Origin of the sequence: Mycobacterium sp. E802 (assembly GCF_001666875.1) — a bacterium.
GTDB lineage: Bacteria > Actinomycetota > Actinomycetes > Mycobacteriales > Mycobacteriaceae > Mycobacterium.
On the sequence record NZ_LZJD01000176.1, the window covers coordinates 1 to 26,170 of the forward strand.

Sequence of the window (26,170 nt, forward strand, 5' to 3'; positions counted from 1 at the left end):
CATGCTCGCCCTCGGCGGCCACCGCCCCTCACTGCCAGGACGGCCCGTCAAACACCCACGGAAACGTCAGTAGAGCCAGAAACTGGACATGAATAAAGCTCATCAGTCTCTCCTTCCCTACCTTGTTGTGGTTGGGTACAGCGATTTTCGTACATCAGAACGTGCATCAGAAATCGTCGTCAAGTTCTCCGCCCAATACTGGTAGCTCATTGTCGCCGTCGGGCGGTGATACGAGCTGCGGGCCAAATATGCCAGGCCCACCGCCGATCATGGGTCCGCGCGGCATTCGCGGAACCTCGGCGGGAGCATTCGGTGCTGGCGCTTCGGCGGGTCCCTTGGGTGATGCTTCAACGGGCGCGCGTCGACAAGCACACGCTTCGCGATGCCGCCAGCACGATGGTCACCGACTACCACTTCACCGCGCCGACCGAGCAGTTCGTCCGGGCGCACGCCGAGCGCGGGAGCACGGTGTTTCGTTACGAATTGCAATGGCCTTCTCCGCGGGCTGGCCTGGGGGCATGCCACGATTCGTGCCTGCCCTTGGTCTTCGGCACCCTGGACGCCGCGCCTGCGCTTGCCGGTACCGACGAGAAGGCACGCCAGATGTCGGATGCAGTTCAGCGGCTGTGGCTCGACTTAATTCGTGGGGGAGAGCCTTGGGAACCTTACGACGGTGTCAGCGGGTTCACGATGTTGCTGGGCCCCGAGACCACAATCGTCCGCGGCCACCGCGCAGTGCAACTCGCGATCTGGGAGAACCGCTATCCCGCCTACGGGTAGGCGACTTGACCGGACACTCCGGACCTGCGCCTCACTCCAGGTCGGACAACACCTTTCGCGCGGCTTCGAGTTCAGCTTCCAGCGCAGCGACTTTGGCGGCCTGCTGGGTGCGCGCCTCTTCGATCACCGCGTCGATGGGGGTGGAGAGGTCTTCGTGCAGCTCTTTGGCCGCGCGGGAGACGGCGGCGGCCGCAACGGCGACGTCGCGGGCCAGATAGGTGGATCCCTGCTTGAGCTCGGCGTGCCATTCGCCGTCGGCGGTACCGGTGACGGTGAGGGTCAGCTCAATGGTCTTGGCTTTCTTGCCTGCTGCCTTCTTGGCCGGGGCCTTCCGCGGCTTCACCTCGACCGTTACCTCAGCGGCGGGGGTGTCGGAATCGGTGGTCGGCATTTCTGCCACGGGAGCGTCTACAGTCATCGTCACGGCGAACTCCTTTTCGAACATTGCCCGCACGGAGCGGGCTGGGCGGCGGAGAACATTAGAACACGCGTTCGACCTTCGTGGTCAAGTCGACGCGCCCGTCACGCTCACTTTGTCGGCTGGGTGTGCCCGTGCAGGTGTGGGCCGATGGCAGTGGTGTCCAAGTGTTGCAATAGGTCCAGCGGGTCATCGAAAACGGCTTGTGCACCGGCGTTTTCGAGTTCGCAGTCCGCCACCCCGCCACACCGTAGCCCGATGAACGGCACACCGACACGGGTCGCGGCTTCCCCGTCCCACACCGCATCGCCGACGAAGACGGCGCGTTCGGCGGATACGCCGGCGCGCTGCAACGCCACTTCGACAATGCCCGGGTCGGGTTTGGCCATGTCGACATCCTTCGACGAGGTTGCCGCGGTGATGGCGTCGTCGCTGTCGAGAATCTTTCGGGTGATGGACAGTTCGTCTTCCGGTGCGGAGCTGGCCAGCACCACCCGTATCCCGTTGTCGGCGAGGTGGTGCAGTAGTTCCCGGGCACCGGGGAGACGGACGATCAATTCGGCGGACTCTTTGTAGAGGCTGCTGTGGCGGTCTTTGAGGCGCTCCTGCACCGCGTCGTCGGCGTCGCCGGACAGCTGCGCCACCAGGTGGCTGCCGTCCATGCCGATGCTGCGGTGAATCTGCCAGGCCTCCACGTCGATCTTCTCCTCGCGGAATGCCCGCGTCCAGGCGTGCACGTGCAGATAGTTCGAGTCGACTAGAGTTCCGTCGACATCGAAGAGAACCGCAAAAGTCTCAGACATGGGCATCCCGGCGGGATACCCGTCGTCTCGCAGGTCAAACGGTCACCCGCGGTAGCGGGCCAACTGCTCGGTGAGTTCTTGCGCGTAGGCCAATTGCCGCGACAGTTTGGCGCAGGCTTCCGCGGCGCGCGTGTGGCATTCGGCCACATAGGTTGAAGCCTCGTCATGTGCAGCGGTGGCCGCCTCGGAGGCGTTGAGGGTGTCTAGGGCGTCGAGCAGGTGACGCATCTCCTCGAGGCTGAATCCCAACGGTTTCATGCGCCGGATCGCGAGCAACCGGTTGACATCGTCGCAGGTGTAGAGCCGGAAGCCGCCTGCGGACCGTGCCGAGGGCACCACCAGACCGACCTCGTCGTAGTGCCGGATTGTCTTGATCGACAGCTCAGTTCGCGCGGCGACCTCGCCGATCTGCAGGTGTTCTTGAGCGTTCAACGATGCCTCGTGTGACGTTCAGTGCGCCGCGGTGAGTTGGCCACTGAGGCGGGCGTGACGCTGTGCACTGTTGTCGTTCATACCGACAATGGTGACAGTCTTACCCTTGGCGGCATATTTGGTGGTGATGGCGTCCAGCGTGGCGACGGTGGAGGCATCCCAGACATGGGCTTGGCTCATGTCGATGACGATGTTCGTCGGGTCGCCGGCGTAATCGAATTGGTAGACAAGGTCATTGCTGGAGGCGAAGAACAGCTCGCCCCTGACCGCATACACCCGGGTGTTCTCGTCGGGATGGGCGATGTCGACGACGTCGGTGAAGTGGGCGACGCGGCGGGCGAAGAGCACCATCGCGGTGAGTGTGCCGACCGCGACGCCGTAGGCCAGGTTGCTCGTGGCCACGGTGACGGCCACGGTCGCGAGCATCACCGCGGTCTCACTCTTGGGCATGCGCCGCAACGTCTTCGGGTTGATCGAGTGCCAGTCGAAGGTGCCGACGGAGACCATGATCATCACCGCGACCAGTGCCGCCATGGGAATGCGGGCGACGAGATCGCCGAGTCCGACCACCAGACCCAGGAGGAGCACACCCGCCAAAAACGTCGAGATGCGGGTGCGGGCGCGGCACACCTTTACGTTGATCATCGTCTGACCGATCAAGGCGCAGCCGCCCATGCCCCCGAAGAATCCGGTGACGACGTTCGCCACGCCTTGCCCCAGCGCCTCGCGGGACTTGTCGGAGTGGGTGTCGGTGATGTCGTCGACCAGCTTGGCCGTCATGAGAGATTCCAGCAGACCCACCACTGCCATGGCCAGTGCGTAGGGCGCGATGGTCCCGAGCGTCTGCAGGGTGAACGGCACGTCAGGGAGCAGCAAGGTCGGCAGGCTGGAGGGGAGTTGGCCTTCGTCCCCCACGTTGGGAATCGTCCAGCCGAACCCGACCGTCGCGGCGGTGAGCACCACGATGGCGACAAGCGGGGCGGGGATGACGGTGGTCAGTTTCGGCAGCGCCACGATCACGACAATGGCGACCGCCACCAACGGATACACCAACCACGGCACCCCGAGCAGGTGCGGCAGCTGAGACAAGAAGATCAGGATCGCCAAGGCGTTGACGAAGCCGATCATCACACTGCGCGGCACAAACCGCATCAGCTTGGCGACACCCAGACCGCCGAGGATCAACTGCAATACGCCGGCCAGGATGACGGTGGCGATCAGGTAGTCCAGACCGTGACTGCGCACCAGCGGCGCCACCACCAGCGCCACGGCCCCGGTCGCGGCCGAAATCATCGCCGGTCGACCGCCGACGATCGCGATGGTCACTGCCATTGTGAAAGCGGCGAACAGTCCGACGCGGGGATCCACTCCGGCGATGATCGAGAACGAGATCGCCTCGGGGATCAAGGCCAGCGCCACCACCAGGCCGGCGAGCACCTCGGTGCGCAGTCGCTGTGGTGAACGAAGGGTGGCCCGCACCGACTGCTGTTCGCGCGGCGTCAGAGCCTCAGGCGATCGTTTCAACACAGCTCCGTTTCAGCGCCACGCGGCAACCCCTCGAGGCAAGTGGGCATGGGTGATACACGCGTCGTTGCGTGAAAAGTCTTGCCAGAGCATGCGATCCGCGATGTCCGGCGCCGGTGTCGAACTCTACCCTTGGGGGAGGGTTGCGTTCCAAATCGGTCAGCCCGGATGTGCCCGACGCCACATGGGCGTCGCGCGGTTTCGGAGCCGGCGCGGCAATCGACGGCCTGGAGAGCTGGTACTACCGGCGATACCAGGTTTCGAACACACCATGCCTCCGCAGCCGCGACGGAAGTGACGCGTGTGATCACCGGGTATCCGAGCCGCGCGGCACTCAGTCCGCGAGACCGTATTCGTCGAACCAGTAGGCGAGTTTGCCGCGTCGGCTCACTGCCCGCAGCCGGGCCTCGGCGGCGGTGCGCATCTTGCTGGTGGTGACGATGAGCAGTTCGTCGCCGACGGCGATGCGGGTGTCCGGCAGGGGCACGAACGTCCGCCCGTTGCGGATGATCAGCGTGATGACAGCCGGGTCGGGCAGCCGCAGCTCCAGGATCGTCACGTTGTGCAGCCGGGAATGCGGTTGGACGGTCATGGTGAGAAGTTCGGCGTCGAGCACGTCCAGCGGGGCAGCCTCGACCTGGATCTCGCGGGTGACGTCGCGGGTGATCAGTCCCAGCGCGTTGGCCACGAAGCGGATGCTGGGCGCCTGCACCAAGGTGAAGATCACCACGAGCACGAACACCACGTTGAGCAGCCGGTAACTGTCAGGGACCCCCGCCACGATCGGAAACGTGGCCAGCACGATCGGCACCGCACCGCGCAGCCCGGCCCAGGACAGAAAGAGTTGTTCCCGGATCGGGATACGGAACCCGACCAGAGACAGGATCACCGATACCGGCCGGGCGATCAGCAACAGCACGAGCCCGACCACGATCGCCGGAATGATGTCCCCGGCCAGGTCGTGCGGGTTCACCAGCAACCCGAGGAGCACGAACAACCCGATCTGCGCCAGCCAGCCCACCCCCTCGGCGAACGAGCGGGTGGCCGACTTGTGCGGCAGGCCCGAGTTGGCCAGCACGACCGCGGACAGGTAGGCGGCGATGAAACCACTCGCGTGGGCGCTGCCGGCGGCGGCGAATGCGATGAAGCCCAACCCGAAGGTGGCGATGGGATACAGCCCGGAGGCCGGTAGCGCGATGCGCCGCAGCGCGAAGGCACCGGCGAACCCGACGGCCAGGCCCAGCAGAGATCCGGTGACCAGCTCGTAAGCGAGGTCGGTGATGGCGCCCTCGGGATGGAACACGAACGGCACCACGCTGAACGTCAACACGAGGATGACCGCCGGCGCGTCGTTGAAGCCGGATTCGGCTTCCAGCAGCCCGGCCAAACGCCGCGGCAATGGCAAGATCCGCAGCACCGAGAACACCGCGGCCGCATCAGTGGAGGAGACGATGGCTCCGAGCAACAGGGCGAGCTGCCAGTTCATGTCCAGCAGCAGGTGCGCCCCGACAGCGGTGATCGCGGTGCTGACCACCACACCGACGGTGGCCACCACGCCCGCCGGCGCCAGCACGCCGCGGATATCGGAGAACCGCGTGGTCAGGCCACCTTCGACCAGCACGATCGCCAGTGCCGTGGTGCATACGTTGCGGGCCAGTTCGACGTTGTTGAAGTCCAGTCCGATCCCGTCGACCCCCAGCACCATGCCGACCGCCAGGAAGAACAGCAGACTGGGAAATCCGATCTTGGTTGCCACCCGCGTGCCGATGATGCTGGCCAGCAGTACGACGCCGCCGGTGAGCAAGGTGAGGTAGAGCTGGTTCAGACTCATCGGAAGTTAGTTAATCACCGACAATGGGCCGCAAGTGGGGCGTGCGGATAGGCGAAGATGGCGTGGTGGAGGGACGCAAGATGCGAGTCGTGGTCGCCGGGGCAGGCAACGCGGGTCGCTCCGTCGCGCGCGAGTTGCTCGACAACGGTCACAAGGTGCTGTTGATCGAGCAGCTCTATCGGCGCTACGAACCGCAGACGGTGCCCGATGCCGACTGGTTGCTGGCCGACGCCTGCGAGCTCTCCGCCATGGAGGAGGCCGGGATCGAGACCGCCGATGTGTTGATCGCGGCCACCGGTGATGACAAGTCGAACCTCGTGGTCGGTTTGCTGGCCAAGTCGGAGTTCGGGGTCCCGCGCGTGGTGGCGCGCATCAACGACATCCGCAATCAGTGGCTGTTCGGTCAGGACTGGGGTATCGATGTTGCCGTGTCGACGCCGGGCGCGTTGGTGGCCGGCATCGAGGGTGCCATCGACGTCGGGCACCTGGTGCGGTTGATGACGCTGCGCGGTGGTCGGGTCGAGCTGACCAAACTCACGCTGCCCCAAGACAACCCGGTGGTCGGCCAGCGAGTGGACCGATTGGAACTGCCCGCCGACACCGCGTTGGTGACCGTCGTCCGGGGAAACAAGGTCAGGTTTCCCAAACCCGACGACGTGCTGGAAGCGGGCGACGAGCTGCTGTTCACCGCGAACCGCACGTCGGAACACTCATTGCTGGCCGCGATCCATGGAGGTGAGTTTCTGCGTGAGGTGGTTTCGGAGGAGCCCTGAGCTCGTGCACAAGAACACCGAGGACGCCGAGGTGCTGGAACGCCGGCTGGTGATCAGGGTCAACTCGAACGCCAAGATGTCGCGCGGTAAGGCTGCCGCGCACGCGGTGCACGCGGCGCTCAAGCTCTATGGCATCGACTACGACCATCCGGTCATCGTGATCGGCGGCAAGCCCGACGAGATCTTGGCGCAGACGGTGCACGTGCGTGACGCCGGCCGTACCGAGTTGGAGCCCGGCACCCTGACGGCCGGTGCCAGTTGGGAGTACAAGCACCGCGAGGAGCCTGCCGACCCCGAATAGTCAGCCTGTTGCAGCGGTGCGTTCCTCGCCCGGCTGGGGAACGCCCAGGCCGAGGTGCTCACGCAGCGTGGTTCCTTCGTAGTCGGTACGGAATACCCCGCGCTCCTGCAGCAGCGGAACGACGCGGTCCACGAACGGGTCGAGCCCGCCCGGGGTGACGTGGGGGACCAGGATGAACCCGTCGCTGGCGTCCGATTGCACGAGATGGTTGATGGATTCGGCGATGGTGGCCGCCGAGCCGACGAAGTTCTGCCGTCCGGTGACCTCGATGATGAGCTCGCGCGTGGTCAGGTTCTCGGCTTCGGCCTTGGCGCGCCATTCGTTGGCGACGGCGATCGGGTCGCGGTGGATGCGCACACTGGCGCGGCCCTTGGCGATGGTGTTCTCGCCGACTCGCGGGTCGACGGTGGGTAGCGGTCCGTCGGGGTCGTGATCGGTGAGGTCACGGTTCCACAGTTGTTCGAGGAACTTGATCGCAGTGGCCGGCGACACCTGGGCCAGCCGCACCTCGTGGGCGAGCTCGGCGGCCTCGGCATCGGTGTCGCCGAGCACGAAGGTGGCCGCGGGCAGAATCAGTAGTTGGTCATGGCGGCGATCGTATTTGGCCAACCGGCCCTTGACGTCGGCATAGAACTTCTGGCCGTCTTCCAACGTCCCGTACCGGGAGAAGATGGCGTCCGCAGCTGCCGCGGCAAACTCACGTCCGCGCTCGGAGTCCCCGGCCTGGAAGATCACCGGACGGCCCTGTGGGCTGCGCGGGACGTTGAACCGGCCGCTGATGTCGAAATGGTCGTTGTGGTAGGCGAACTCGCCGGCCGCCGCATCCGACAGGAACACACCATGTTCTTTGTCGGCGAGGATCTCATCGCCTCGCCAGGAATCGAACAACGTATGGGCGGCCGCCAGGAAGCTCTCGGCCCGTTCGTAGCGTTGGTTCTCGGGCAGGAAGCCGCCGCGGCGAAAGTTCTCTCCGGTGAAGGCATCCCAGGAGGTGACGACGTTCCAGGCGGCCCGGCCTTCGGACAGGTGGTCCAGCGAAGCGAATTGCCGTGCCACCTCATAGGGTTCGTTGAACGTCGAGTTGATCGTGCCGGTCAGCCCGAGCCGATCGGTCACCGCCGCGAGGGCCGCCAGCACCGTGAAGGTGTCCGGGCGTCCCACCACGTCGAGGTCGTAGATCTGGCCGCCCTGTTCACGCAGCCGCAATCCTTCGGCCAGGAACATGAAGTCGAACTTGCCGCGCTCGGCGGTCTGCGCGAAGCGGACGAACGAATCGAACTCGATATGGCTGCCGGATTCCGGGTCACTCCACACCGTGGTGTTGTTGACCCCGGGGAAATGTGCGGCCAGATGAATCTGCTTGACGGGCTTGCTCATGGGCGTGTCCTGTCAGACGGTCGTGTAGCGGTTAGTGGGCCGAGGGAGTCCCAGCAGACCGCGCAGGGTGGACGCTTCATAGGACTGGCGGAACAGGCCGCGGCGCTGCAGGTCGGGGACCAACACATCGGTGATCTGTTGCAGGTCGTGCGGAAGGGAGGCCGGCCGCAACCGGAAACCCGCGGCTTCGGCGGTATGCCAGGCTTCCAACAGGTCGGCGAGCTGCCCTGGCGTTCCCATGAAAATCTCAGCATCACTGCGGTATTCGGTTCCCGCCAGTGCGTCGAGGCGTTCGCGTCGTGCACGCGCCGCGTCGAGCGTGTCGTCAAGGAATACCACCAGGTCGGCGAACACCTGCGGATCGCGCGCGGGCTGTAATGAGCCGATCGTCTCGACCAGGGCGGTGACCTCATCGACGCTGTGCGGGGTGACAAAGCCGACGTCGGCGCTGCCGGCGATCAGCCGGTAAGCGGGGTCGACGTGGCCGAGCGCGGCGACGATGGGCTGCCCCTGCGGCGGCCGCGGGGTGATCGAGGGACCTTTGACGGAAAACGAGGCGCCCTGAAAGTCGATGTAGTGCAGCTTGTTCCGGTCGATGAACCGCCCGGTGGCCAAATCGCGGATCTCGGCGTCGTCCTCCCAGCTGTCCCACAACCGGCGCAACACCTCCACGTAGTCGCCCGCCTCGTCGAACAACTCTGCACTCAGCGCCGCACGGTCCTCGGGCAGACGGCGACGACCGAAGTGGGCTGCGGCATCCCGACGAGAAGCCACCTGAACCCGCACCCCGGCGCGGCCGGTGCTGACGTAGTCGAGGGTGGCGATCGCCTTGGACGCGTGGAACGGCTCGGTGTAGGTGGTGATGACGGTGGGCACCACGCCGATGTGGTGGGTCCGCGGTGCGACGCGGGACGCGATCAGCACGGCGTCGAGCCGGCCGCGCAACCGGTCGGTGCGGTTATCGGGGCGGAAGGGGTGATCGGACTGCAGGGTGAGCCCGTCCTCGATGGTGACAAAATCCAGCAGTCCGCGTTCGGCCTGGCTGACCAGATCGGTCCAGTACCGCGGGGTGAGCGTTTCGGCAGGGCGGGCCAGCGGCTCGCGCCAGGACGCAGGATGCCAGCCGGTGCCGTCGAGCGCGACGGCCAGTTGCAGTGGGGTGCCCATCGACGGTTCTCACTTTCGGTCGCGGTCTGCACTGGCAACGCGTGCAGGCGCACCAGTAATCCCCTCGGAGGTCGATTCCAGTGTCCGACTCTCCGCTGACCTGCGGGTAGAGATCGACGCATGGTGAGGAAAAACCCCTGACAGCTCAAACGCGAGGCAAGAAGGCCACGCTCTACGGCATCGAATACCACCATCCCGCAATCGTCATCCCTGGTTGGTCCAGACACTTTCGGGCTCCGGGGCCGGTTGTGGGCGCAACCGTCCGCGCAGCACCGCCATGATCGGACGTGGATCGGCGCGCCCATCCCGCCGGAACGGCATTGAATCCCGCGATGCACTGATCCACTCGGAACGCGCCATGTCCTCGAGGAACAGCCGGCGTCCGGCCCGGCCGGCAAGCAGATGTAGCAGCAGGGTTCCGGTGCGCCCGTTGCCCTCGCGGAACGGATGGATCTGGTTGTAGTCGGCATAGATTCGGGCCAGACGGTAGGACAGCGTGCCGTCGTCGATCTCGACACCCTCACCGGCGAGTGCGCTGATCTCGGCGTGAAGTACCTCCAGGGCACGCGGAATTCGTGCGCAGGAGCCGAACGCGGTGTCGCGTTTGCGGAGTTCGACGATGCGGGGGTTGCCCGCCCAGGCGTACACATCGCCGAACACGTGGCGGTGCAGTGACCGCACATCCAGATCTGAATCCTGGCAACGGAGATGCACCTGCAGGATCCGTCCGGCGGTCGCGACAAATTCCAGTTGCGTCAGCAGCGTCTCATCTTGCACGCCGAAGTTGTTGCGCAGCAACGATGTTCCCGGGAGGAAATAGGGGCGACGTCGCGCGAACACCCGCCGGCGCGGCGACGGGGTTAGGTGGGGGAGATGGCGACCCAGGTACTCGCCGTAGGTAACGGCACCGGTGAGCAGGGCGGTCAGGGCGTCGATCTGTTCCGGTGTGGGTCGCCAGCCCTCGAGGCGTTCGGCGGCGATGGTCTGAGTCAGGGCGTGCTGCCCGGACTCGGTGAGGCCGGTTACCACGTCGAGAACGCCGACGTCGACGCCAGATAGTCGAGTTTGCGGCGCACCGCGGTGAGCTCGCGGCCGATGCTGCGCAGCGCAGTGCGGTCCTGCGGTGAGAGGTCTGACAGTTCGACGCGCTCGTCGAAAGCCGCGGAGTCAGCATCGGCCCGCCAGCGCACCGCCCGGACCCGCCAACGGATGCTTGAGCCGATCGCATGGCATTTCGCCAGCGCCCGGGCATCGTCGGGATCGAGGTAGCGGGTGCCGGCGGCCGTACCGAGGCGATCCGCGGTGAACAGCGCGTCGGATCCGCAACTCAGCGCGGCCCAACGGGCGATGCGGACCACGGGGTCGACGGCGGCGAGCTTGATGTCGACGCCACCGTCCCCGGAGGCAAGCACCCGCAGGCGCGACGGGACGTAGGCGCGCGCATAGGTGGCGTCCTGCAGCATCGCAGCCAGCGCCGCCGGTTGCGCCCGCGCTGCGATACCGGCTTGATCGCGGAGGTCCGGTCCGTCACCAAGCGCGACGGCGTCGGTCAACAGCCCGATCATCACCACACCCCGGTCCGTGGATGGGTCGGTGGACCAGCGACTCATACCGACCGCCCACTCCTGAGCGGTGCGGTTGAACCGGGCGCGGGAGGCGACGGCGCCGTTGTCGTCGGCGCGGAACCCGCAGCGTGCCAACACGTCGTGGACATCCACCGCCTGGGCCAGGGCGGAATTCGGTGTCGCGTCGCGGCTGCGGACCATCAACGTCTCCAGGTCCGATCCGGGTAAGGCGTCGCCGCGGCCCACACTGCCCGAGGCATACCAGTCGCCGACGTCGGGAGCGACCAGTCGTGCCGCGGTCGTCACGGCGGCCCGCATGACCGCCGACCAGGTGGCCGCGACTGACGCTGCCCTGGTGCGGGCGTCGACCACCGTGCGCACCGCATCGTGGGCTTCGAGGGCCGCGGTCAGCAAGTCGTGTTCGTTGTCCGCCGACGCAATACGCCGGCAGGCATCGTCCAACGCAGCCACCGCCATGTCGGTGATTGTGGCAGCACACCGGCGCGGTGAGGTTTCGGCAACGCAATGCTTGCCGCTCGCTACATGAACGAAACACGCGGGTGACAGCTCGGACATGCCGGGAGGCTTATCTATCGAGTGACAGTTAAGGAGCTGGCGGCACCGCCCCTGAGCCCGAGAGAAACGCCTATGACCAGCAGCGCTACCGAAAGCCAGCGAGATGTGGCCGGCCGATTCGGCGACCACGACGACCTGGCGGAGTTCGGTTACGACCAGCAGTTGCACCGTCGGCTCGGCAAGTTCGAATCGTTCGCGGCGGGCTTCTCGTTCGTGTCGATTCTGACGACGATCTTCCAGTTGTTCGGCCTCGGCTTCGGTTTCGGCGGCCCGGCCTTCTTCTGGACCTGGCCGGCAGTGTTCCTCGGCCAGTTCCTGGTGGCGCTGTGTTTCGCCGAACTGGCCGCGCGCTATCCGATCTCGGGCGCCATCTATCAGTGGTCCCGCAGGATGGGTGGCGAGGTGATCGGCTGGTTCGGTGGCTGGTTCATGATCCTGGCGCAGATCGTCACCGCGTCGGCCGCGGCGATCGCGCTGCAGGTGGTGCTTCCCACGATCTGGTCGGGTTTCCAGATCATCGGTGACGACCCGGCGTTGACCTCACCGAGCGGGGCAGCGAACGCCGTGCTGCTCGGCACCGTCCTGCTGGTGCTCACCACGACGATCAATTGTCTTGGCGTCAAATGGATGTCACGCGTCAACAGCGCCGGGGTGATCTGCGAGATCGTCGGCGTCATCGCCGTCATCGGGGTGTTCTTCACCCATGCTCAGCGCGGTCCGCAGGTTGTGTTCGACACCGGTCACGCCGGAGGGCAACCCGGCTATGTCTGGGCCTGGATCATGAGCGGACTGATGGCGGCCTACGTCATGGTCGGTTTCGGCTCGGCAGGTGAGCTCGCCGAGGAGACCCGCAATCCTCGGCGCGTCGCGCCCCGGACCATCCGGATGGCGCTGTCGGTCTCGGCGCTCGGCGGCGGGTTGATGATCCTGGGTGCCCTGATGGCCGCGCCCAGCCTGACCGACGGGCGCCTTGCCACTGAAGGCCTCCCGTACGTGCTCGACACCGTGTTGTCCTCGCCGTGGGGGACGGTGCTGCTGGTCGATGTCTGCATCGCGATCACGATCTGCACCTTGGCGATTCAGACCGCGGCCTCGCGGCTGATGTTCTCGATGGCGCGCGACGGGCGGCTGCCGGCCTCGTCGATCCTGGCCCGGGTCAACGGCCGCACCGGTACACCGATCTGGCCGTCGGTGCTCATCGGTCTGCTGTGCATCGGGGTGCTGCTGGTCAACGTCGGCAACTCCGCCATCTTCGCGACCCTCGCGAGCGTCTGCATCATCCTGATCTACCTGGCCTACCTGTTGGTGACCGCACCGCTGCTGTACCGGCGCATCAAAGGCTGGCCCGCGCAACGCAACCAGGTCGACGCCGAAGGGCTGCCACTGTTCTCGCTCGGCAAGTTCGGTGTCGCGGTGAACGTGCTTGCCGTGCTCTACGGCGCGGTGATGATCGTCAACCTCGGCTGGCCTCGCGCCGAGATCTTCAACCCCACGGGGGAATTGCCGATCCTGCAGTGGGCCGGTCCCCTCAGTATCGCCGCGGCGATCGTCCTCGGCGCGCTGTGTTTCCCCCGCGGCAAGACCCACCCCAACCCCGTCACGATCGGAGCCTGACATGTCTACCGCGACGACCGCCGGAGCCCGCGACCACGCCCGCGCTCAAGCGGGCACCCTCACCGACTCGATGCCGGTGGTGCCCGCGTCGGCCTGGCCCACGCCACCGACCGGTGTTGCCGCCGAGAGTTTGACCTGGGCCGAGACCGTTCCCGGCGGCCGCTATACGAGCAAGGTACTGGCCCGCGGTACCCGATTGCGGCTGCGCGACCTGGATGGCACCGCATGTGCGCACGTGTTGCTGTGGCGAGCGGACGCCCCTTGGGAGCGGCTCAACGTCGCTGACACGGTGAAAGTGCCGTGGCAGGCGTATCTTTCGACGGGCCACCCGCTGCTCAGCGATCAGGGCCGGGTACTGGCCACGCTGGTGTCGGACACTTCGGGTCACCACGATGCGCTGTGCGGTACCACCACGCTGACCGGCAATGCGGCCAAATACGGTGCCGGTGAGGTGGAGTCGGCGAGCCCGGCCGGGCGTGAACTGCTTGCGCTGGCCGCCCTGAAGAACGGGCTGACCCGTCGCGACGTGGCACCGAGCGTGTCGTTCTTCCACGGTGTGCGGGTGGAAGCCGACGGCACATTGCTGTCCACCGGGTCAGCGGGTGCCGGAACCGCCGTCGAGCTGGTCACGCACCTGCCGCTGATCGTGGCGGTCGCCAATACCGCGCATCCGTTGGATCCGGCGCCGCAGTTCACCGCCGGCTCACTCGAGGTGCTGGCCTGGTCGGCGCCGGGTGACCTGGCGGAGATCGATGCCACGATCGGCGAGCGCGATCCCGAATACCAACGTGCCTACCTGAATTCCGAAGACGTCTGGAGTGCCCGATGACCCTCACCGCCACCCACACCATCGTCGATGAAATCGTTGCGCCGCGCGCCCCGTGGTCGAAAATCGTGCGCGCCGGGGACGTACTCACCATCGTCGACCTGCACGGAAACCAGGCCGTGGACACCCTGTTCTACGGGGCCGACGACCACACCGTGCGTTACAGCGCACCGGCCACCATCGCCGCGCAGGGCAACATCTTCCTGACCACCGGGTCGGTGCTACGCGACAGTGACGGCGAACCGATGCTCACCATCGTCGATGACGAGGTCGGCAATCATGACACTCTCGGCGGGGCATGCTCGCAGGAATCGAACACACTGCGCTACGGGCACCACACCAAACACCAGCACGCCTGCGTCGAGAACTTCATCGGCGAAGGCGCCCGCTGGGGGCTGACCAAGGCCGACATCGTCAGCAACATCAACTTCTTCATGAACGTGCCGGTCGATCCCGACGGCTCGCTCGGTATCGTCGACGGCCTATCCGCCCCCGGCAAGTCCGTGTCGCTACGCGCCGAGATCGACACCTTGGTGCTGGTGTCGAACTGCCCGCAGATCAACAACCCCTGCAACGGGTTTGATCCGACCGCCGTGCGGATGATGGTGACGCGTCCATGAGCACGTGCGAGATCGTCCGGCCCGGCATGTCCACCACGGTCCAGGATTGGCCGGGGCGCACCGGGTACTGGCAGATCGGGGTGCCGCCGTCGGGGCCCATGGACGACGTGTCGTTCCGGTTGGCCAACGTCGCCGTGGGCAATCCGGAGGGTGCGCCGGCCCTGGAGGCCTCGATGGGTGGCCCGGCGCTGCGCTTCGACACCGACACCTGGGTATGCGTCAGCGGTGCGCCCGCACTGGTCACCGTCGACGGCGCCCGGGTACCGCAGTGGGTACCGGTGCTGGTCGAGGCCGGGCGGGTTCTCGATGTCGGAATGGTCGACGGCCCGGGGCTTCGGATCTACATCGCGATGGCCGGCGGCCTGCAAGCCGATGAATACCTCGGCAGCGCCTCGACTTTCACGCTCGGCCGATTCGGCGGCCACGAGGGCCGGGTACTGATGTCGGGCGACAAGCTGGAAATCTCGGATGCGGCAGTGAAAACTCGACGGCGCATCCTGTTCGAAGAACAGCCGGCCATCGGCAACCACTGGTACATCGCGGTGACCGTCGGCCCGCACTCCGCGCCGGAGTTCTTCACGCGCAACGACATCGACACGCTGTTCGACCACGACTACGAGGTGCACTTCAACTCCGACCGCACCGGCGTCCGGTTGATCGGGCCGAAGCCGGAATGGGCGCGCCCCGACGGCGGGGAAGCCGGACTGCACCCGTCGAACATCCACGACAACGCTTACTCGGTGGGCTCGCTCGACTTCACCGGGGACACCCCGATCCTGCTGGGCCCCGATGGTCCGAGCCTCGGCGGCTTTGTCTGCCCGGTCACGGTCACCGCGGCCGACCGGTGGAAACTAGGGCAACTCGCTCCCGGCGCCACCATCCGATTCGTTCCGGTGCAGGCCGCAGCGGCCGCCGCGCCGGCCTGCGTCGGGCCCGCCCGCCGCGCGCACCTGCCGGCGGTGTTCTCCGCCGGTGGTGACGAGGACGATGGAATCATCAGCGAGACAACCTCATCGGATGGTGCCACGCGGGTCACGTATCGGCGGATCGGCGACGACAACGTCCTGGTCGAGTACGGTGAGATGCGGCTGGATCTGGCGTTGCGGGCCCGGGCTCACGCACTGCACCACGCGCTGGAACAGCATCGGCCGGATGGGCTGATCGACCTCACGCCCGGGATCCGTTCGTTGCAGGTCAAGGTGGACCCGGCCAGGCTGCCGCAGTCGAGACTGGTGCCGCTGCTGGCTGAGCTTGAGGCCTCGCTGCCTGCCGCGCAGGACCTTGTGGTGCCCAGCCGGACTGTGCGGTTGCCGCTCAGCTGGGATGACCCGTCGACCCGCGAGGCCATCGAACGCTACATGCACGGCGTGCGCGCCGATGCGCCGTGGTGCCCGTGGAACATCGAGTTCATCCGGCGGATGAACGGCCTGGACTCGGTCGACGATGTGCACCGAATCGTTTACGACGCCGAGTATCTGGTGCTCGGGCTCGGTGACGTGTATCTGGGTGCCCCGGTCGCCACACCGCTGGATCCGCGGCACCGTCTCGTGACCACCAAATACAACCCGGCCCGGACCTGGACCCCGGAGAACGCGGTCGGGATCGGCGGGGCATACCTGTGCATCTACGGGATGGAGGGGCCGGGCGGGTACCAGTTCGTCGGGCGCACCACGCAGATCTGGAACCACAGGCATCCATTGGTAGCTAAGGGCTTCGATCCCGAACATCCTTGGCTGTTGCGATTTTTCGACCGGATTCAGTGGTATCCGGTTTCCGCTGAAGAGCTGCTCGACCTGCGCGCCGACATGGCGGCAGGGCGCGGTCACGTCGAGATCACCGACGGAACGTTCTCGCTGGCCGAACATGAGCACTTTCTAGCCGCCAACGCCGAGAGCATTGCCGTAACTCGAGCGGCGATGGAGGCCGCACGGGCCGAGGAGCGCCAACGGTGGGAGACGGCAGGAGAATTCGCACGAAAGGAGTCCGCGTGACTCGGATTGCCGACATCTACCGCTCGATCGCCGAGAGTGGACGTGACGAGGTGTTCATCCACCTGCGTCCGCAGAGCGAGGTCGAGGCCGACTACCACGCCGCGAGTGGACCCTTGGCCGGGCTGGTGCTCGCCGTCAAGGACAACGTCGACGTTGCCGGCATACCGACCACTGCAGGATGCCCAAACTTCAGCTATATTCCCGATGCCGACGCACCGGCGGTCGCCGCTCTCAAGACCGCCGGTGTTGTCGTCATCGGGAAGACGAACCTCGACCAGTTCGCCACCGGTTTGGTCGGTACCCGCAGCCCCTATGGTGCTGTGCGGGATTCGCGACGACCCGAGTACATCTCGGGAGGGTCGAGTTCGGGGTCTGCGGTGGCGGTGGCGCTTGGGTTCGCCGATATCGCGATCGGTACCGACACCGCAGGGTCGGGCCGGGTGCCCGCCGGGCTGCAAGGAATCGTCGGCATCAAGCCCACCCTCGGCGTGGTCTCCGCCAAGGGTGTCGTTCCTGCGTGCGCCAGCTATGACTGCGTGACAATCTTCGCCGCTGACCTGGCCACCGCTCAGTCGGCGATGGCTGTGATGAGTGGTGGTGCGCCGCAACGGCAATGGCCGGCGGACGTTCCCTTCGCCGCGCCGGTGACGCCCAGAGTTGCGATCCCGGAGACCTTGACCGGGCTCGACGACGCGTGGCAGGCCGCGTTCGGTGAGGCCGTGCGGCAGGCGAAGGCTGCCGGATTCGACACCGTACCGATCCCGATGGACGACTTCTTCGCCGCGGCAGCCCTTCTCTACAACGGCGCGTTGGTTGCCGAAAGATGGGACGCGGTGGGGGAGTTCGTCAGCTCAGCCGGTCCTCAGGCCGGGTTGGATCCGACCGTAGCCGCGATCATCAGTGCGGCTGGCGCATATTCGGCCACGGACCTGCTGCGTGACCGGCGGCGGGTCGAGGAATTGCGTCGCACAGCCTTGGCGCAGCTTGAGGGCTGTCACGCACTCATGGTCCCGACGGCTCCCGAGCATCCGCGCATCGACGAAGTCGCGGCAGACCCGGTTGTGGTGAACTCCCGGATGGGCCGGTACACCAACTTCTGCAACCTCTTCGACATGTGCGCGATCGCGGTTCCGGCCGGGACGGTAACCGATGGGGCACAGTTCGGAATAACTTTGCTGGCACCGGGATTCCACGATGGCGTTATTGCCGTTCTGGCCGCCCGGTTCCTCGACGTTCCGTCAACCGAGACCTGGCCCGAGTCCGGTGGTGCGCCGCTTACCGAGCTCGCCGTGTTCGGTGCACATCTACGCGGACAGCCGCTGGAGCATCAGCTCACCGGGCGGGGCGCTCGCTGGGCCGGACCGATCACGACGGCACCCCACTACCGGCTGTATGCGCTCGACACGGTTCCACCCAAGCCCGGCCTGATCCGAGTCGGCGAGGGCGGGGCGCCGATCGTCGGAGAACGGTGGCTGTTGTCCCCGGCGGCGCTGGGGGAGTTCCTGGCCGAGCTGCCGACGCCGATGATGCTGGGGAAGGTGGAGCTCGACGACGGCCGCTGGATCACCGGTTTCGGTTGCGACCACATCGCTCCCATGCAAGGCCGTGACGTCACCGAGTACCGGGGCTGGCTGGCCGCAATGGCGTAAGGGGCTGTGGATGAATTCCGCGTTGGGGACAACTCGCCCATGAGCTGGGCTGGTTGTCGGTAGGTAGCGAGACCGTTGTCGCGATCATCCCTTCGAACAAGGATTGCGACATGGGTAGGTTCGAGTCAACCTGCAGTCAGGTATCTGAAGTATATAGTCAGGGTGCCTGATATATATACCGGAGGTCTCTATGACCAAGCGTCTGATCGACATCGATGACGAATTGCTGGCCGCTGCGCAGCGTGAACTCGAAACCACCGGGATTGCAGACACGGTCCGATCGGCATTGCGGTTCGCGTCAACGCGATCGGCCCGCGTGCGACAGGCGGATTGGCTGGCCTCGGGCGGATTGACGTCGCTGGCGGAGAAGCGCGACAGGGACGAGGTATGGCGCTGACGGCCCGGTTTCTCATTGACACCAGCGCAGCCGCCCGGATGGCACAGCCGGCGGTCGCGGAACGACTGCGCCCGTTGATCGAAGCAGGACTGGTGGCCACGTGTGGGGTACTCGACGCCGAGGCGCTCTTCAGTGCCCGGTCGGCGGACGAGTATGCGCAGTTGCGCGCGGACCGTCGCGATGCGTACGAGTATCTTCCGACCGACGATGAACACTGGCAGTCGGCCTTCGACGCGCAGTTCCGGTTAGCGCAATCTGGCCGGCATCGGGCGGTGGGCATTTCCGACCTGTTGACGTCGGTGATCGCAAGTCGTCACCGGTTGACGGTAGTGCACTACGACGCCGACTTCGAAATCGCTGCCTCGGTACTGGATTTCGAGCAAGTATGGGTGGCTGACCCTGGAAGGGATTGAGCGGCAGGCTGATTGGCGGATTCAGTCTCCGGGGACGATCAGCGACACCATGGTCTCGAGCTGGCGGGCCATCTGTCGGTAACTCATCGCTCCGGTTTGTGCCTGTAGCAGCGCGCCCCAGAACACCGCCTCCAGGGTGGCGAGCACTTCCGGCCAGGCTCCACCGCCCAGGGCCGTGGAGATCCGGCGGTTGACCTCGGCGGCGATCCGGGAGCGGACGTCCTCGACCAGGTCATCGTCGGTGCTGATCAACGCCTGGGTACAGGCTCGGGCCAATCGCGGCTCATCGGCCATCAACAGCGTGAGCGCGGTGAGTTGCTCGGTGACGCGGCTGGTGGGTCTGGCTGTGGGATCGATGTCCAGCGGCAGCTGAATCACCCGGTCCAGGTACAGCTCGGCGAAGACCACCTCGATGGATGGGAAATGTGCGTAGAGCGCGGCCGGTGCCATCTTCGCGCGTGCGGCCAGCGCCGGTACCGAGACGACGTTGTGCGCGTCGAGAAGTTGCGTGGCCGCTCCGAAGACACGACGGTGCGCGCGGACGCGCTGATCGTGTGCGTCGTGTAGGCGAGTGACCGTAGCCGCCGCTGGCCTGGACATGTGTCCAAGATATAGGCCAGGTGCTCGATTGGCAATCGCGCAATGAAACAGCATGTAACGACCCATTTCCAGTGCTGATCTCCGTGTGGTTCGATTTCCGTTGGGAGCGCGGGCGCGGGTTTCGACTCGATAAATCGGACAGGTGTCCAGTAGGATCTGGTCGAGATCTGGAAGGGGAGGTCCGATGGCTTACGTGATCACGCAGAACTGCTGCAAGGACGCCAGCTGTGTTCCGGTGTGTCCGGTGGATTGCATTCGGCCGGCCGAAGGAGGGCTGGATTCCGCCTCCGCCGAGATGCTCTACATCGATCCGGAATCGTGCATCGACTGTGGAGCGTGCTTCGAGGAGTGCCCGGTCGGCGCGATCCATTACGAAGAGGACCTGCCTGTCGAGCTGCAGCGGTTCAAGGACCTCAATGCCGCCTATTTCGAGCGCCATCCACTTGAGCCGGTGACCGTGTCGACGCCGGCCTCCCGCGCACGGGTCGCGCCGGGATCGCTGCGGGTGGCCATCGTCGGATCCGGCCCGGCCGCCTGCTACGCCGCAGCCGAATTGATCGACGTCGACGGCGTGGAGATCAATCTGTTCGAGCGACTGCCCACGCCCTTCGGCCTGATCCGCGCCGGGGTGGCACCTGACCATCAACACACAAAATCGGTGGTCGACATCTTCGAGCGGGCATTCACCAACCCTCGCTTCGCCAGCCATTTCAACGTCGAGATCGGCCGTACCATCAGCCACGGCGAGCTGCTGGCCCATCATCACGCGGTCATCTACGCGGTGGGGGCGGCGACCAGTCGGCCACTGGGAATCGCCGGTGAGGATCTCATGGGCCATCACGCCGCGGCAGAGTTCGTCGGTTGGTACAACGGGCACCCGGACCACGCCGGGCACCAGTTCGACCTGTCGGGCGAGCGTGCGGTCATCGTCGGCAACGGCAACGTCGCTCTCGACGTCGCCCGGGTGCTGTTAATGGACCGGGCCGCGCTCGCTGCCACCGACATCGCCCAACACACACTGGATGCCTTGGCCGACAGCGCAATCCGGGAAGTCGTTGTCCTGGCCCGCCGTGATATCAGCCATGCGGCCTTCTCGGCAGGGGAGTTCCTGGCCCTGGGGCACCTCGACGGTGTCGACGTGATCGTCGACCCCGCGGACCTTCCGGCCGATGACGAGCATGACGACGTCGAGACCTCGTTCAAGCTCGCGATCGCCCGCGAGTATGCCCAGCGCACACCGACGCCGGGTAACCGGCGGGTGGTGTTCCGATTCGGCGTCGTCCCGGCAGCCATTCTGGGTGCCGATCGCGCCGAAGGGCTGGAGGTCACCACCGCACGCGGCACCGAGGTGATCGAGACGTCACTGATCCTGCGGTCGATCGGCTACCGGGGCCTGCCGGTGTCCGGGCTGCCCTACGACGAGGACTCCGGGACGGTGCCCAATGAGGCGGGCCGCGTCGTCGACGGTGCACCGGTGCCCGGTACCTACGTGACCGGCTGGATCAAGCGAGGGCCCCGTGGGGTGATCGGGACGAACCGGCTGTGCGCCGAAGAGACCGTGGCGCAGCTGTGGGCGGATTTCGATGCGGGCCTGCTGACCCGCGAGGTCGAGAGCCGCGAATCGCTCGATGCGCTGTTGGCGGCGCGGGGAGCCGAACCGGTCGGCTGGCCCGGATGGCGTGCCATCGATGCGGCCGAACGCGATCGTGGTGTTCAGGCCGCACGGCCACGGGTGAAATTCGTGTCCGTCGAGGAGATGCTCAGCGCGGGCCGCGGCTGACCTCGGCTTCGGTCTGGGCGCCGGAACCCACAGCAGAACCAAAGGATCACCGGAACACCGAGATTGAAGCCTGGGACAGAGACAGCGCCGATTGTGTCCCTGGCTTCAATCTCGGTGAACTCCCCCTACGCCCGGGTTAGTTCTGCGTACCGGCCAGTGTGGTAGTCGGTTGATCCGAACTCGTACTGAACCGCAGTCAGGCGCTTGAAGTAGTGACCGATCGCAAGTTCCTCGGTCATGCCCATGCCGCCGTGCAGCTGCACCGCGTTCTGCCCGACAAACCGCGCGGCCCGTCCGATGGTGGCCTTGGCCGCCGATACCGCCTTGGCCCGTTGTGGCGGTTCGGCGTCGAGGTTCAGCACGGCGAGATAGACGGCGGCAGCGGCCTGTTCGACCTCCATGTGCATATCGACCATGCGGTGCTGCAAAACCTGAAAGCTGCCGATGGGCAGGCCGAACTGCTGGCGTTGCTTGCAGTACTCGACCGTGTCGGCCAGTACCTTGCGCATACCGCCAACAGCTTCGGCACACACCGCCGCCGCCCCCTCGTCCCGGGCCAGGTCCAGTGACGGCCAGGCCTGTCCCTCGGCCCCCAGGAGCGCCGAGGCAGGAACCCGGACATCGGCGAATGTCAGGTCCGAGGCTCGGCGGTCGTCCACCGTACGGTACGGGTGCGCGGTGAATCCCGTTGACAGCGAGGCGATGTCGACCAGGATAAGAGAGATCCCGGAGGTATCGGCACGTTCCCCCGAGGTACGCGCGGTCACCAGCACGTGCGTGGCCAACGGTGCGCTTACGGCCATCACCTTCGAACCGTTGAGCACCCACTGGTCACCGTCGCGTCGCGCGGTGGTGGACACGTCGCGCCAGTTGTCCCCGGAGGTCGGCTCGGTGGCCGCCAGTGCGACGATGACCGAACCCGCGACGATGTCCTGCAGCAGGGAGGCAGCGGTCGCATCACCGGACCGGCGCAGCAGCCCACCGGCCACCACCACGGTGTCCACGAACGGTTCGATCACCAGGGCGTGGCCCAATGCTTCGGCGATCACCATGGTTTCGACCGCACCGCCACCGATGCCGCCGGCCTCCTCGGGCAGGGTGGCGCCCAGGATGCCCAGTTCTTCGGCGAACCCGCGCCAGATCTCGGGCTGCCAGCCCGGGCCGGTCTTAGCTGCGGCGCGGCTGGTCGCCAGGTCGTAGCGGCTGGCCAGGAACTTGGTCAGCCCGTCGCGCAGCAGTTGCTGTTCGTTGGTCAGGTTGAAGTCCATCAGAGCCCCAGTTCTGCCTTGGCGAGGATGTTTCGCTGAATTTCGTTGCTACCGGCGTAGATCGAGCCGGCCCGGTCGTTGAAGTAACGCAAGGGGGCGACCGCCTGCCACGGTTCACCGCTGTGATAACCGTCGGCTGGTGGCACGTATTCGGCCACCGGGCCACCCGGGCACGTGGCGTGCGGCTGGTAGGCGCGGGCGAGCGGTCCGGCTGCCTCCATGGACAGTTCGGTCAGCGTCTGGCTCAACTCGGTGCTCAGCACCTTGAGCATCGAGGACGCGGTTCCGGGATGACCGCCCTCGTCGAGTGCCGCCAACACCTGATACTCCAGGACCTCCAGCACATCGGTACGGATGCGGGCGTCGGCCAGTCGGCGGCTGAACCCCGGATCGTCGATGAGCCGTCCACCGGCGGGGCCGGGCATGTCGGCGGCGACAGCAGCAATTTCGTCGCCCAGTACCTGCAAGGCCGGGGCATTGGCGCCGCCACCGCGCTCGAACTCGAGCAGGTACTTGGCCACCGTCCAGCCGTCGTCGATCGTGCCGATCACGTTGGACTTCGGCACCCGCACCTCGTCGAAGAAGACCTGATTCTGGACCTCTTCGCCGGAAGTCATGACCAGCGGGCGGATTTCGATGCCGGGGGAGGTCATGTCGATCAGCACGAACGTGATGCCCTGCTGCTTTTTGGCGCCGCGGGTGGTGCGCACCAACGCGAACATCCAGTTGGCTTCCTGGGCATGGGTGGTCCAGATCTTGCTTCCGGTACACACCAGGTCGTCCCCATCGGACACCGCCGCCATCGACAGCGCGGCCAGGTCCGACCCGGCCTCTGGCTCGGAGTAGCCCTGGCAGAAGAACACCTCGCCGGTCAAAATCCCCGGGAGGAAGTAGTCCTTCTGCGCCTGCGTGCCGAATCTGATGATCGCGTGGGCCACCATGCGGATGCCCATGGGCGACAGCGACGGGGCGCCGGCCAGCGTGGATTCGCGGCTGAAGATGTAGTGCTGGGTCAGGCTCCAGTCACAGCCGCCGTACTCGACGGGCCAGGCCGGGGCTGCCCAGCCGCGCTCGTGGAGAATTTTCTGCCAGGCCATGCTCGCGTCGTGATCGGCATACACGCTGGTCATCAGCTGACCGGCCCGCCGGATCTCGGGCGTCAAATTCTTTTCGAGAAAGTCGCGCACTTCGTCACGGAATTCCTGGTCGCTGGTCGACCACTTCAAGTCCATGCCTGCCCCTGTCTACTGGTGTCGCTCCACAGAGTAAACCTAGTTAGTCAAGTGGCGTACGCCACCCTGCATTCCGTGTGTGGGCGAGAAGGCAACACCGGCCCCCGCAGTGCCGCGGCAGTGGTACCCGAGAGTGAGCACAGGCGATAATCGAGCCGTGGAGCGTCGCCAGAGCGGTCCGGAGCCTCGATCTCCGATGGCACTGCTGGAGAACTTGCCCGCCCTGGTCGTGTTGGAGCGGTTCCCGGTGCCGGTGTTGGCCATCGCCGAGGACGGCACCATCCTGTTCGCCAATACGGCCTTCGCCGAGATGGTGGGGCGCGACACCGAGGCGGTCACGAGCATGCCGTTCGCCGATGTGTTTCACGCGCTGCCCGCCGATGAGTCGGCGGTCTCGGTGGTGCGGGCCAATGCCGGCCTGCTCGTCGATCTCGTGCACCATGACGGGTCGATCGTCCGCGCGCGGATGAGCAAGTCAGCCCTGCTGCGCGGTGACGATCCCGTGGCGTTGGCGACGTTCCAAGACCTCACCGATCGACTGTGGGCCGAGGAACTCTAGGACGTCAGCCTGCGGCTTGTGACCGGCGCAGCGATTCACGGGCCAGGAACTCCCGGAAATAGCCCATGGACTCCGTGCTGACGATGGCAGGCAGCAGCATGTCCCACGTGTGCGCCACCCGCTCGCGTAGGTCGGTGCCCGTCGCGGTGGCACGCGACAACGTCTCGGCGCCGAGCATCGAGCCCAGGATCACCCCGGCCGCGCCCGTCACGTCCAGGTCCTCGCGCAGATCACCCTCGTCGGCGGCCTGGACCAGCTGGGCGGTCAGTTCCTCGAGCCAACTCTCGTACACCCGGGTGGCGGCGTCGTTGATGCCACTGAACGTCCGCAGCAGATCCATGCCGATGCGGGCGAGCTTGTCGGAGCGGGCAAAGTCGGCCACCACGAACAGTCCGTGAATGGTGTTCTCCAACGCCGGCGACGACGATTCGGTGATCGTGCGGAACGTGGCGAGCATCGCGGCGCCGCCGTCGACGATGATGGCCTCGGCCAGGGATTCCTTCGAGTCGAAGTGGTAGTAGAGCGCACCTTTGGTCATCTCGGCCCGCGCGATGATGTCGCCGAGTCCCGTTGCGGGATACCCCTGTTCCCTGAACAGCTCGACAGCGGCGGTGATGATCTTCTGCCGGGTCAGCTCCGAGCGGGCCTGACGTGGCACGGTGGCTTTTCGAATTTCTGGTATCCGTCCGTCAGGGGCACTGGGCGGTCGTGTCTGCCGCGCGGCCCGACTGGTCCGGGCGAAGCGGTGTCACCTTCTTGATGCCCACCGCCGTCCGCCGTCGGATGAACTGATTGATGTAGCCGAGCCGCTCGGGCTCGACGAACCCCGGCAGCGCCAACCGCCAGCTGTGTTCCAGGTCGGTGAGGAACCGTCGCGGATCATCCAGGTCGCTGATCTGGCGTACGCCCAGATAGAGCGACACCAACAGACGTGCGGCTGCCTCCGGGTCCGTATCGGCGGTGAAATCGCCCTCACTGATGGCCCGTTTGGCAATTCCGGCGAAGCCCTGAACCCATTGGTCGAGCACCCTCGGTCCGAGACCGTCGGTGCGGCCGATGGACTCGACGAGGTTCAGGCAGGCCCGGGCCATCGGATCACTGATGTCCTCGGCGGCCACCAGGCACGACAGGTCGATGATGGTCTCCAGCCCGGACAGGTTGCGCGCCAGGGCTTCGGCGAGCGTTTTGTGGGCCAGTTCCGTTCGATGCTCGACGATCGAGACCGCCAGAGCGCGTTTGGAACGGAAGTGGAAATACAGCGCACCTTTGGTGACGGCCGCGTCGGCCAGGATGTCGTCGAGGCTGACCAGGCTGTACGGCGTGTGGGCGAACTGTCGCGCTGCCGCCTGCAGGATCTGAAGGCGGGTCAGGTCTGCTCGCCGGTCGAGCTGCTCAGTCACCTCCCGGGCCTTCCTGATGCGGGCCGTCGACCGTGTCGGGTTTCTCCACGGCCTCCGACAGACTCAAAGTCGTCACGCTACGTGCGTAACATTCTAAAGGTATGTATCGTGCTTAGCGTGATAACTCTTGGTTGGTCGCGGAATGCCCGCCCGGCAGTGGCACTCGCCATCGCCGCGGGTGCCGTCGCCGGCCCGGCCGTGCCTCGGTCAGGCGTAGCCATGAGCTATCCCGGAAACGTTGCCATGGCCTGCACCGGCAATCCCCCTCGAATCC

26 protein-coding genes are annotated in these 26,170 nt (G+C 66.0%); 12 read left to right on the forward strand and 14 right to left on the reverse strand.

The annotated features are described in order from the left end of the window. The first annotated feature begins 312 nt into the window (after positions 1-312). The gene (locus A5699_RS25270) at positions 313-780 is read left to right on the forward strand and encodes a carboxylesterase family protein (RefSeq protein ID WP_255378857.1); all 468 of its coding nucleotides are present in this window, start codon (positions 313-315) and stop codon (positions 778-780) included. 31 nt (positions 781-811) lie between these two features. Here A5699_RS25270 and A5699_RS25275 read toward each other — a convergent pair whose 3' ends face one another. The 5 genes from A5699_RS25275 to A5699_RS25295 form a co-directional block, all read right to left on the reverse strand. Then, positions 812-1,204, reverse strand: coding sequence for a DUF6319 family protein (locus tag A5699_RS25275; RefSeq protein ID WP_082957878.1), 393 nt, complete (start codon positions 1,202-1,204; stop codon positions 812-814). 104 nt (positions 1,205-1,308) lie between these two features. Then, a complete protein-coding gene (locus A5699_RS25280) occupies positions 1,309-2,001 on the reverse strand; it encodes an HAD family hydrolase (RefSeq protein WP_067775647.1) in 693 nt (230 codons plus the stop codon). Positions 2,002-2,043: 42 nt separating this feature from the next. Further along, positions 2,044-2,433, reverse strand: a complete 390-nt coding sequence (locus tag A5699_RS25285; RefSeq protein WP_067775650.1) for a MerR family transcriptional regulator — start codon at positions 2,431-2,433, stop codon at positions 2,044-2,046. Between the two features lie 18 nt (positions 2,434-2,451). Continuing rightward, complete coding sequence (locus A5699_RS25290; RefSeq protein WP_197508390.1) at positions 2,452-3,957, reverse strand: SulP family inorganic anion transporter; 1,506 nt, start codon at positions 3,955-3,957, stop codon at positions 2,452-2,454. Between the two features lie 334 nt (positions 3,958-4,291). Further along, on the reverse strand, positions 4,292-5,788 hold the full coding sequence (locus A5699_RS25295) for a potassium/proton antiporter (RefSeq protein ID WP_067775653.1): 1,497 nt from the start codon (positions 5,786-5,788) through the stop codon (positions 4,292-4,294). An 80-nt stretch (positions 5,789-5,868) separates the two neighbouring features. On the opposite strand from A5699_RS25295, the gene A5699_RS25300 reads away from it, so the two are divergent. Beyond that, a complete protein-coding gene (locus A5699_RS25300) occupies positions 5,869-6,561 on the forward strand; it encodes a TrkA family potassium uptake protein (RefSeq protein ID WP_067775729.1) in 693 nt (230 codons plus the stop codon). 4 nt (positions 6,562-6,565) lie between these two features. Next, positions 6,566-6,862 (forward strand): hypothetical protein, encoded by a 297-nt coding sequence (locus A5699_RS25305; RefSeq protein WP_067775656.1) that lies wholly within the window; start codon positions 6,566-6,568, stop codon positions 6,860-6,862. Here the strand turns inward: A5699_RS25305 and A5699_RS25310 are convergent, their stop codons facing one another. From A5699_RS25310 to A5699_RS25325, 4 genes are all read right to left on the reverse strand, one after another. Next, positions 6,863-8,239: an NtaA/DmoA family FMN-dependent monooxygenase gene (locus A5699_RS25310; protein WP_067775659.1), complete on the reverse strand. Its 1,377-nt coding sequence runs from the start codon at positions 8,237-8,239 to the stop codon at positions 6,863-6,865. A gap of 12 nt (positions 8,240-8,251) precedes the next feature. Beyond that, on the reverse strand, positions 8,252-9,406 hold the full coding sequence (locus A5699_RS25315) for an LLM class flavin-dependent oxidoreductase (RefSeq protein WP_067775662.1): 1,155 nt from the start codon (positions 9,404-9,406) through the stop codon (positions 8,252-8,254). Between the two features lie 204 nt (positions 9,407-9,610). After that, a complete protein-coding gene (locus A5699_RS25320) occupies positions 9,611-10,435 on the reverse strand; it encodes a Fic family protein (protein ID WP_067775665.1) in 825 nt (274 codons plus the stop codon). Then, positions 10,429-11,448 (reverse strand): putative nucleotidyltransferase substrate binding domain-containing protein, encoded by a 1,020-nt coding sequence (locus A5699_RS25325; RefSeq protein WP_082957876.1) that lies wholly within the window; start codon positions 11,446-11,448, stop codon positions 10,429-10,431. The genes A5699_RS25320 and A5699_RS25325 overlap by 7 nt, the downstream gene beginning before the upstream one ends. 171 nt (positions 11,449-11,619) lie before the next feature. Between A5699_RS25325 and A5699_RS25330 the strand changes: the two genes are divergently transcribed. From A5699_RS25330 to A5699_RS25360, 7 genes are all read left to right on the forward strand, one after another. Continuing rightward, positions 11,620-13,161, forward strand: a complete 1,542-nt coding sequence (locus A5699_RS25330; protein ID WP_067775668.1) for an amino acid permease — start codon at positions 11,620-11,622, stop codon at positions 13,159-13,161. A gap of 1 nt (position 13,162) precedes the next feature. Continuing rightward, positions 13,163-13,990 (forward strand): urea amidolyase associated protein UAAP1, encoded by an 828-nt coding sequence (locus A5699_RS25335; protein ID WP_067775671.1) that lies wholly within the window; start codon positions 13,163-13,165, stop codon positions 13,988-13,990. Continuing rightward, complete coding sequence (locus A5699_RS25340; RefSeq protein WP_067775674.1) at positions 13,987-14,607, forward strand: urea amidolyase associated protein UAAP2; 621 nt, start codon at positions 13,987-13,989, stop codon at positions 14,605-14,607. Before A5699_RS25335 ends, A5699_RS25340 begins: the two co-directional genes overlap by 4 nt. Further along, entirely contained in the window at positions 14,604-16,598 is a 1,995-nt protein-coding gene (locus A5699_RS25345) for a 5-oxoprolinase/urea amidolyase family protein (protein ID WP_067775677.1), read from the forward strand. Before A5699_RS25340 ends, A5699_RS25345 begins: the two co-directional genes overlap by 4 nt. Then, entirely contained in the window at positions 16,595-18,247 is a 1,653-nt protein-coding gene (gene atzF / locus A5699_RS25350) for an allophanate hydrolase (RefSeq protein ID WP_067775680.1), read from the forward strand. Before A5699_RS25345 ends, atzF begins: the two co-directional genes overlap by 4 nt. 190 nt (positions 18,248-18,437) lie before the next feature. After that, the gene (locus A5699_RS25355; RefSeq protein ID WP_067775682.1) at positions 18,438-18,644 is read left to right on the forward strand and encodes a hypothetical protein; all 207 of its coding nucleotides are present in this window, start codon (positions 18,438-18,440) and stop codon (positions 18,642-18,644) included. After that, positions 18,635-19,057, forward strand: a complete 423-nt coding sequence (locus tag A5699_RS25360) for a PIN domain-containing protein (RefSeq protein ID WP_082957877.1) — start codon at positions 18,635-18,637, stop codon at positions 19,055-19,057. Before A5699_RS25355 ends, A5699_RS25360 begins: the two co-directional genes overlap by 10 nt. A 21-nt stretch (positions 19,058-19,078) precedes the next feature. Here A5699_RS25360 and A5699_RS25365 read toward each other — a convergent pair whose 3' ends face one another. Further along, complete coding sequence (locus tag A5699_RS25365) at positions 19,079-19,657, reverse strand: TetR family transcriptional regulator (protein ID WP_067775685.1); 579 nt, start codon at positions 19,655-19,657, stop codon at positions 19,079-19,081. 184 nt (positions 19,658-19,841) lie between these two features. On the opposite strand from A5699_RS25365, the gene A5699_RS25370 reads away from it, so the two are divergent. Beyond that, entirely contained in the window at positions 19,842-21,437 is a 1,596-nt protein-coding gene (locus A5699_RS25370; RefSeq protein ID WP_067775688.1) for an FAD-dependent oxidoreductase, read from the forward strand. A 125-nt stretch (positions 21,438-21,562) separates the two neighbouring features. On the opposite strand, the gene A5699_RS25375 is transcribed toward A5699_RS25370, so the two are convergent. Together A5699_RS25375 and A5699_RS25380 are read right to left on the reverse strand one after the other, a co-directional pair. Then, complete coding sequence (locus A5699_RS25375) at positions 21,563-22,705, reverse strand: acyl-CoA dehydrogenase family protein (RefSeq protein WP_067775691.1); 1,143 nt, start codon at positions 22,703-22,705, stop codon at positions 21,563-21,565. After that, on the reverse strand, positions 22,705-23,937 hold the full coding sequence (locus tag A5699_RS25380) for an acyl-CoA dehydrogenase family protein (RefSeq protein WP_067775694.1): 1,233 nt from the start codon (positions 23,935-23,937) through the stop codon (positions 22,705-22,707). The genes A5699_RS25375 and A5699_RS25380 overlap by 1 nt, the downstream gene beginning before the upstream one ends. A gap of 196 nt (positions 23,938-24,133) precedes the next feature. On the opposite strand from A5699_RS25380, the gene A5699_RS25385 reads away from it, so the two are divergent. Continuing rightward, positions 24,134-24,496, forward strand: a complete 363-nt coding sequence (locus A5699_RS25385; protein ID WP_197508391.1) for a PAS domain S-box protein — start codon at positions 24,134-24,136, stop codon at positions 24,494-24,496. A 4-nt stretch (positions 24,497-24,500) separates the two neighbouring features. On the opposite strand, the gene A5699_RS25390 is transcribed toward A5699_RS25385, so the two are convergent. Both A5699_RS25390 and A5699_RS25395 read right to left on the reverse strand, forming a co-directional pair. Next, the gene (locus A5699_RS25390; RefSeq protein WP_067775700.1) at positions 24,501-25,154 is read right to left on the reverse strand and encodes a ScbR family autoregulator-binding transcription factor; all 654 of its coding nucleotides are present in this window, start codon (positions 25,152-25,154) and stop codon (positions 24,501-24,503) included. A 31-nt stretch (positions 25,155-25,185) separates the two neighbouring features. Beyond that, positions 25,186-25,896, reverse strand: coding sequence for a TetR/AcrR family transcriptional regulator (locus A5699_RS25395; RefSeq protein ID WP_067775703.1), 711 nt, complete (start codon positions 25,894-25,896; stop codon positions 25,186-25,188). Positions 25,897-26,170: the final 274 nt, after the last annotated feature.

What these genes read in the sequence shown, in the direction of transcription:
- A5699_RS25335 (WP_067775671.1), top strand. Translation starts at nt 13,163, where the DNA reads ATGTCTACCGCGACGACCGCCGGAGCCCGCGACCACGCCCGCGCTCAA.
- A5699_RS25300 (WP_067775729.1), top strand. Translation starts at nt 5,869, where the DNA reads ATGCGAGTCGTGGTCGCCGGGGCAGGCAACGCGGGTCGCTCCGTCGCG.
- A5699_RS25325 (WP_082957876.1), bottom strand. Translation starts at nt 11,448, where the DNA reads ATGGCGGTGGCTGCGTTGGACGATGCCTGCCGGCGTATTGCGTCGGCG.
- A5699_RS25295 (WP_067775653.1), bottom strand. Translation starts at nt 5,788, where the DNA reads ATGAGTCTGAACCAGCTCTACCTCACCTTGCTCACCGGCGGCGTCGTA.
- A5699_RS25310 (WP_067775659.1), bottom strand. Translation starts at nt 8,239, where the DNA reads ATGAGCAAGCCCGTCAAGCAGATTCATCTGGCCGCACATTTCCCCGGG.
- A5699_RS25360 (WP_082957877.1), top strand. Translation starts at nt 18,635, where the DNA reads ATGGCGCTGACGGCCCGGTTTCTCATTGACACCAGCGCAGCCGCCCGG.
- A5699_RS25385 (WP_197508391.1), top strand. Translation starts at nt 24,134, where the DNA reads ATGGCACTGCTGGAGAACTTGCCCGCCCTGGTCGTGTTGGAGCGGTTC.
- A5699_RS25340 (WP_067775674.1), top strand. Translation starts at nt 13,987, where the DNA reads ATGACCCTCACCGCCACCCACACCATCGTCGATGAAATCGTTGCGCCG.
- A5699_RS25315 (WP_067775662.1), bottom strand. Translation starts at nt 9,406, where the DNA reads ATGGGCACCCCACTGCAACTGGCCGTCGCGCTCGACGGCACCGGCTGG.
- A5699_RS25355 (WP_067775682.1), top strand. Translation starts at nt 18,438, where the DNA reads ATGACCAAGCGTCTGATCGACATCGATGACGAATTGCTGGCCGCTGCG.
- A5699_RS25280 (WP_067775647.1), bottom strand. Translation starts at nt 2,001, where the DNA reads ATGTCTGAGACTTTTGCGGTTCTCTTCGATGTCGACGGAACTCTAGTC.
- A5699_RS25365 (WP_067775685.1), bottom strand. Translation starts at nt 19,657, where the DNA reads ATGTCCAGGCCAGCGGCGGCTACGGTCACTCGCCTACACGACGCACAC.
- A5699_RS25370 (WP_067775688.1), top strand. Translation starts at nt 19,842, where the DNA reads ATGGCTTACGTGATCACGCAGAACTGCTGCAAGGACGCCAGCTGTGTT.
- A5699_RS25330 (WP_067775668.1), top strand. Translation starts at nt 11,620, where the DNA reads ATGACCAGCAGCGCTACCGAAAGCCAGCGAGATGTGGCCGGCCGATTC.
- A5699_RS25375 (WP_067775691.1), bottom strand. Translation starts at nt 22,705, where the DNA reads ATGGACTTCAACCTGACCAACGAACAGCAACTGCTGCGCGACGGGCTG.
- A5699_RS25345 (WP_067775677.1), top strand. Translation starts at nt 14,604, where the DNA reads ATGAGCACGTGCGAGATCGTCCGGCCCGGCATGTCCACCACGGTCCAG.
- A5699_RS25380 (WP_067775694.1), bottom strand. Translation starts at nt 23,937, where the DNA reads ATGGACTTGAAGTGGTCGACCAGCGACCAGGAATTCCGTGACGAAGTG.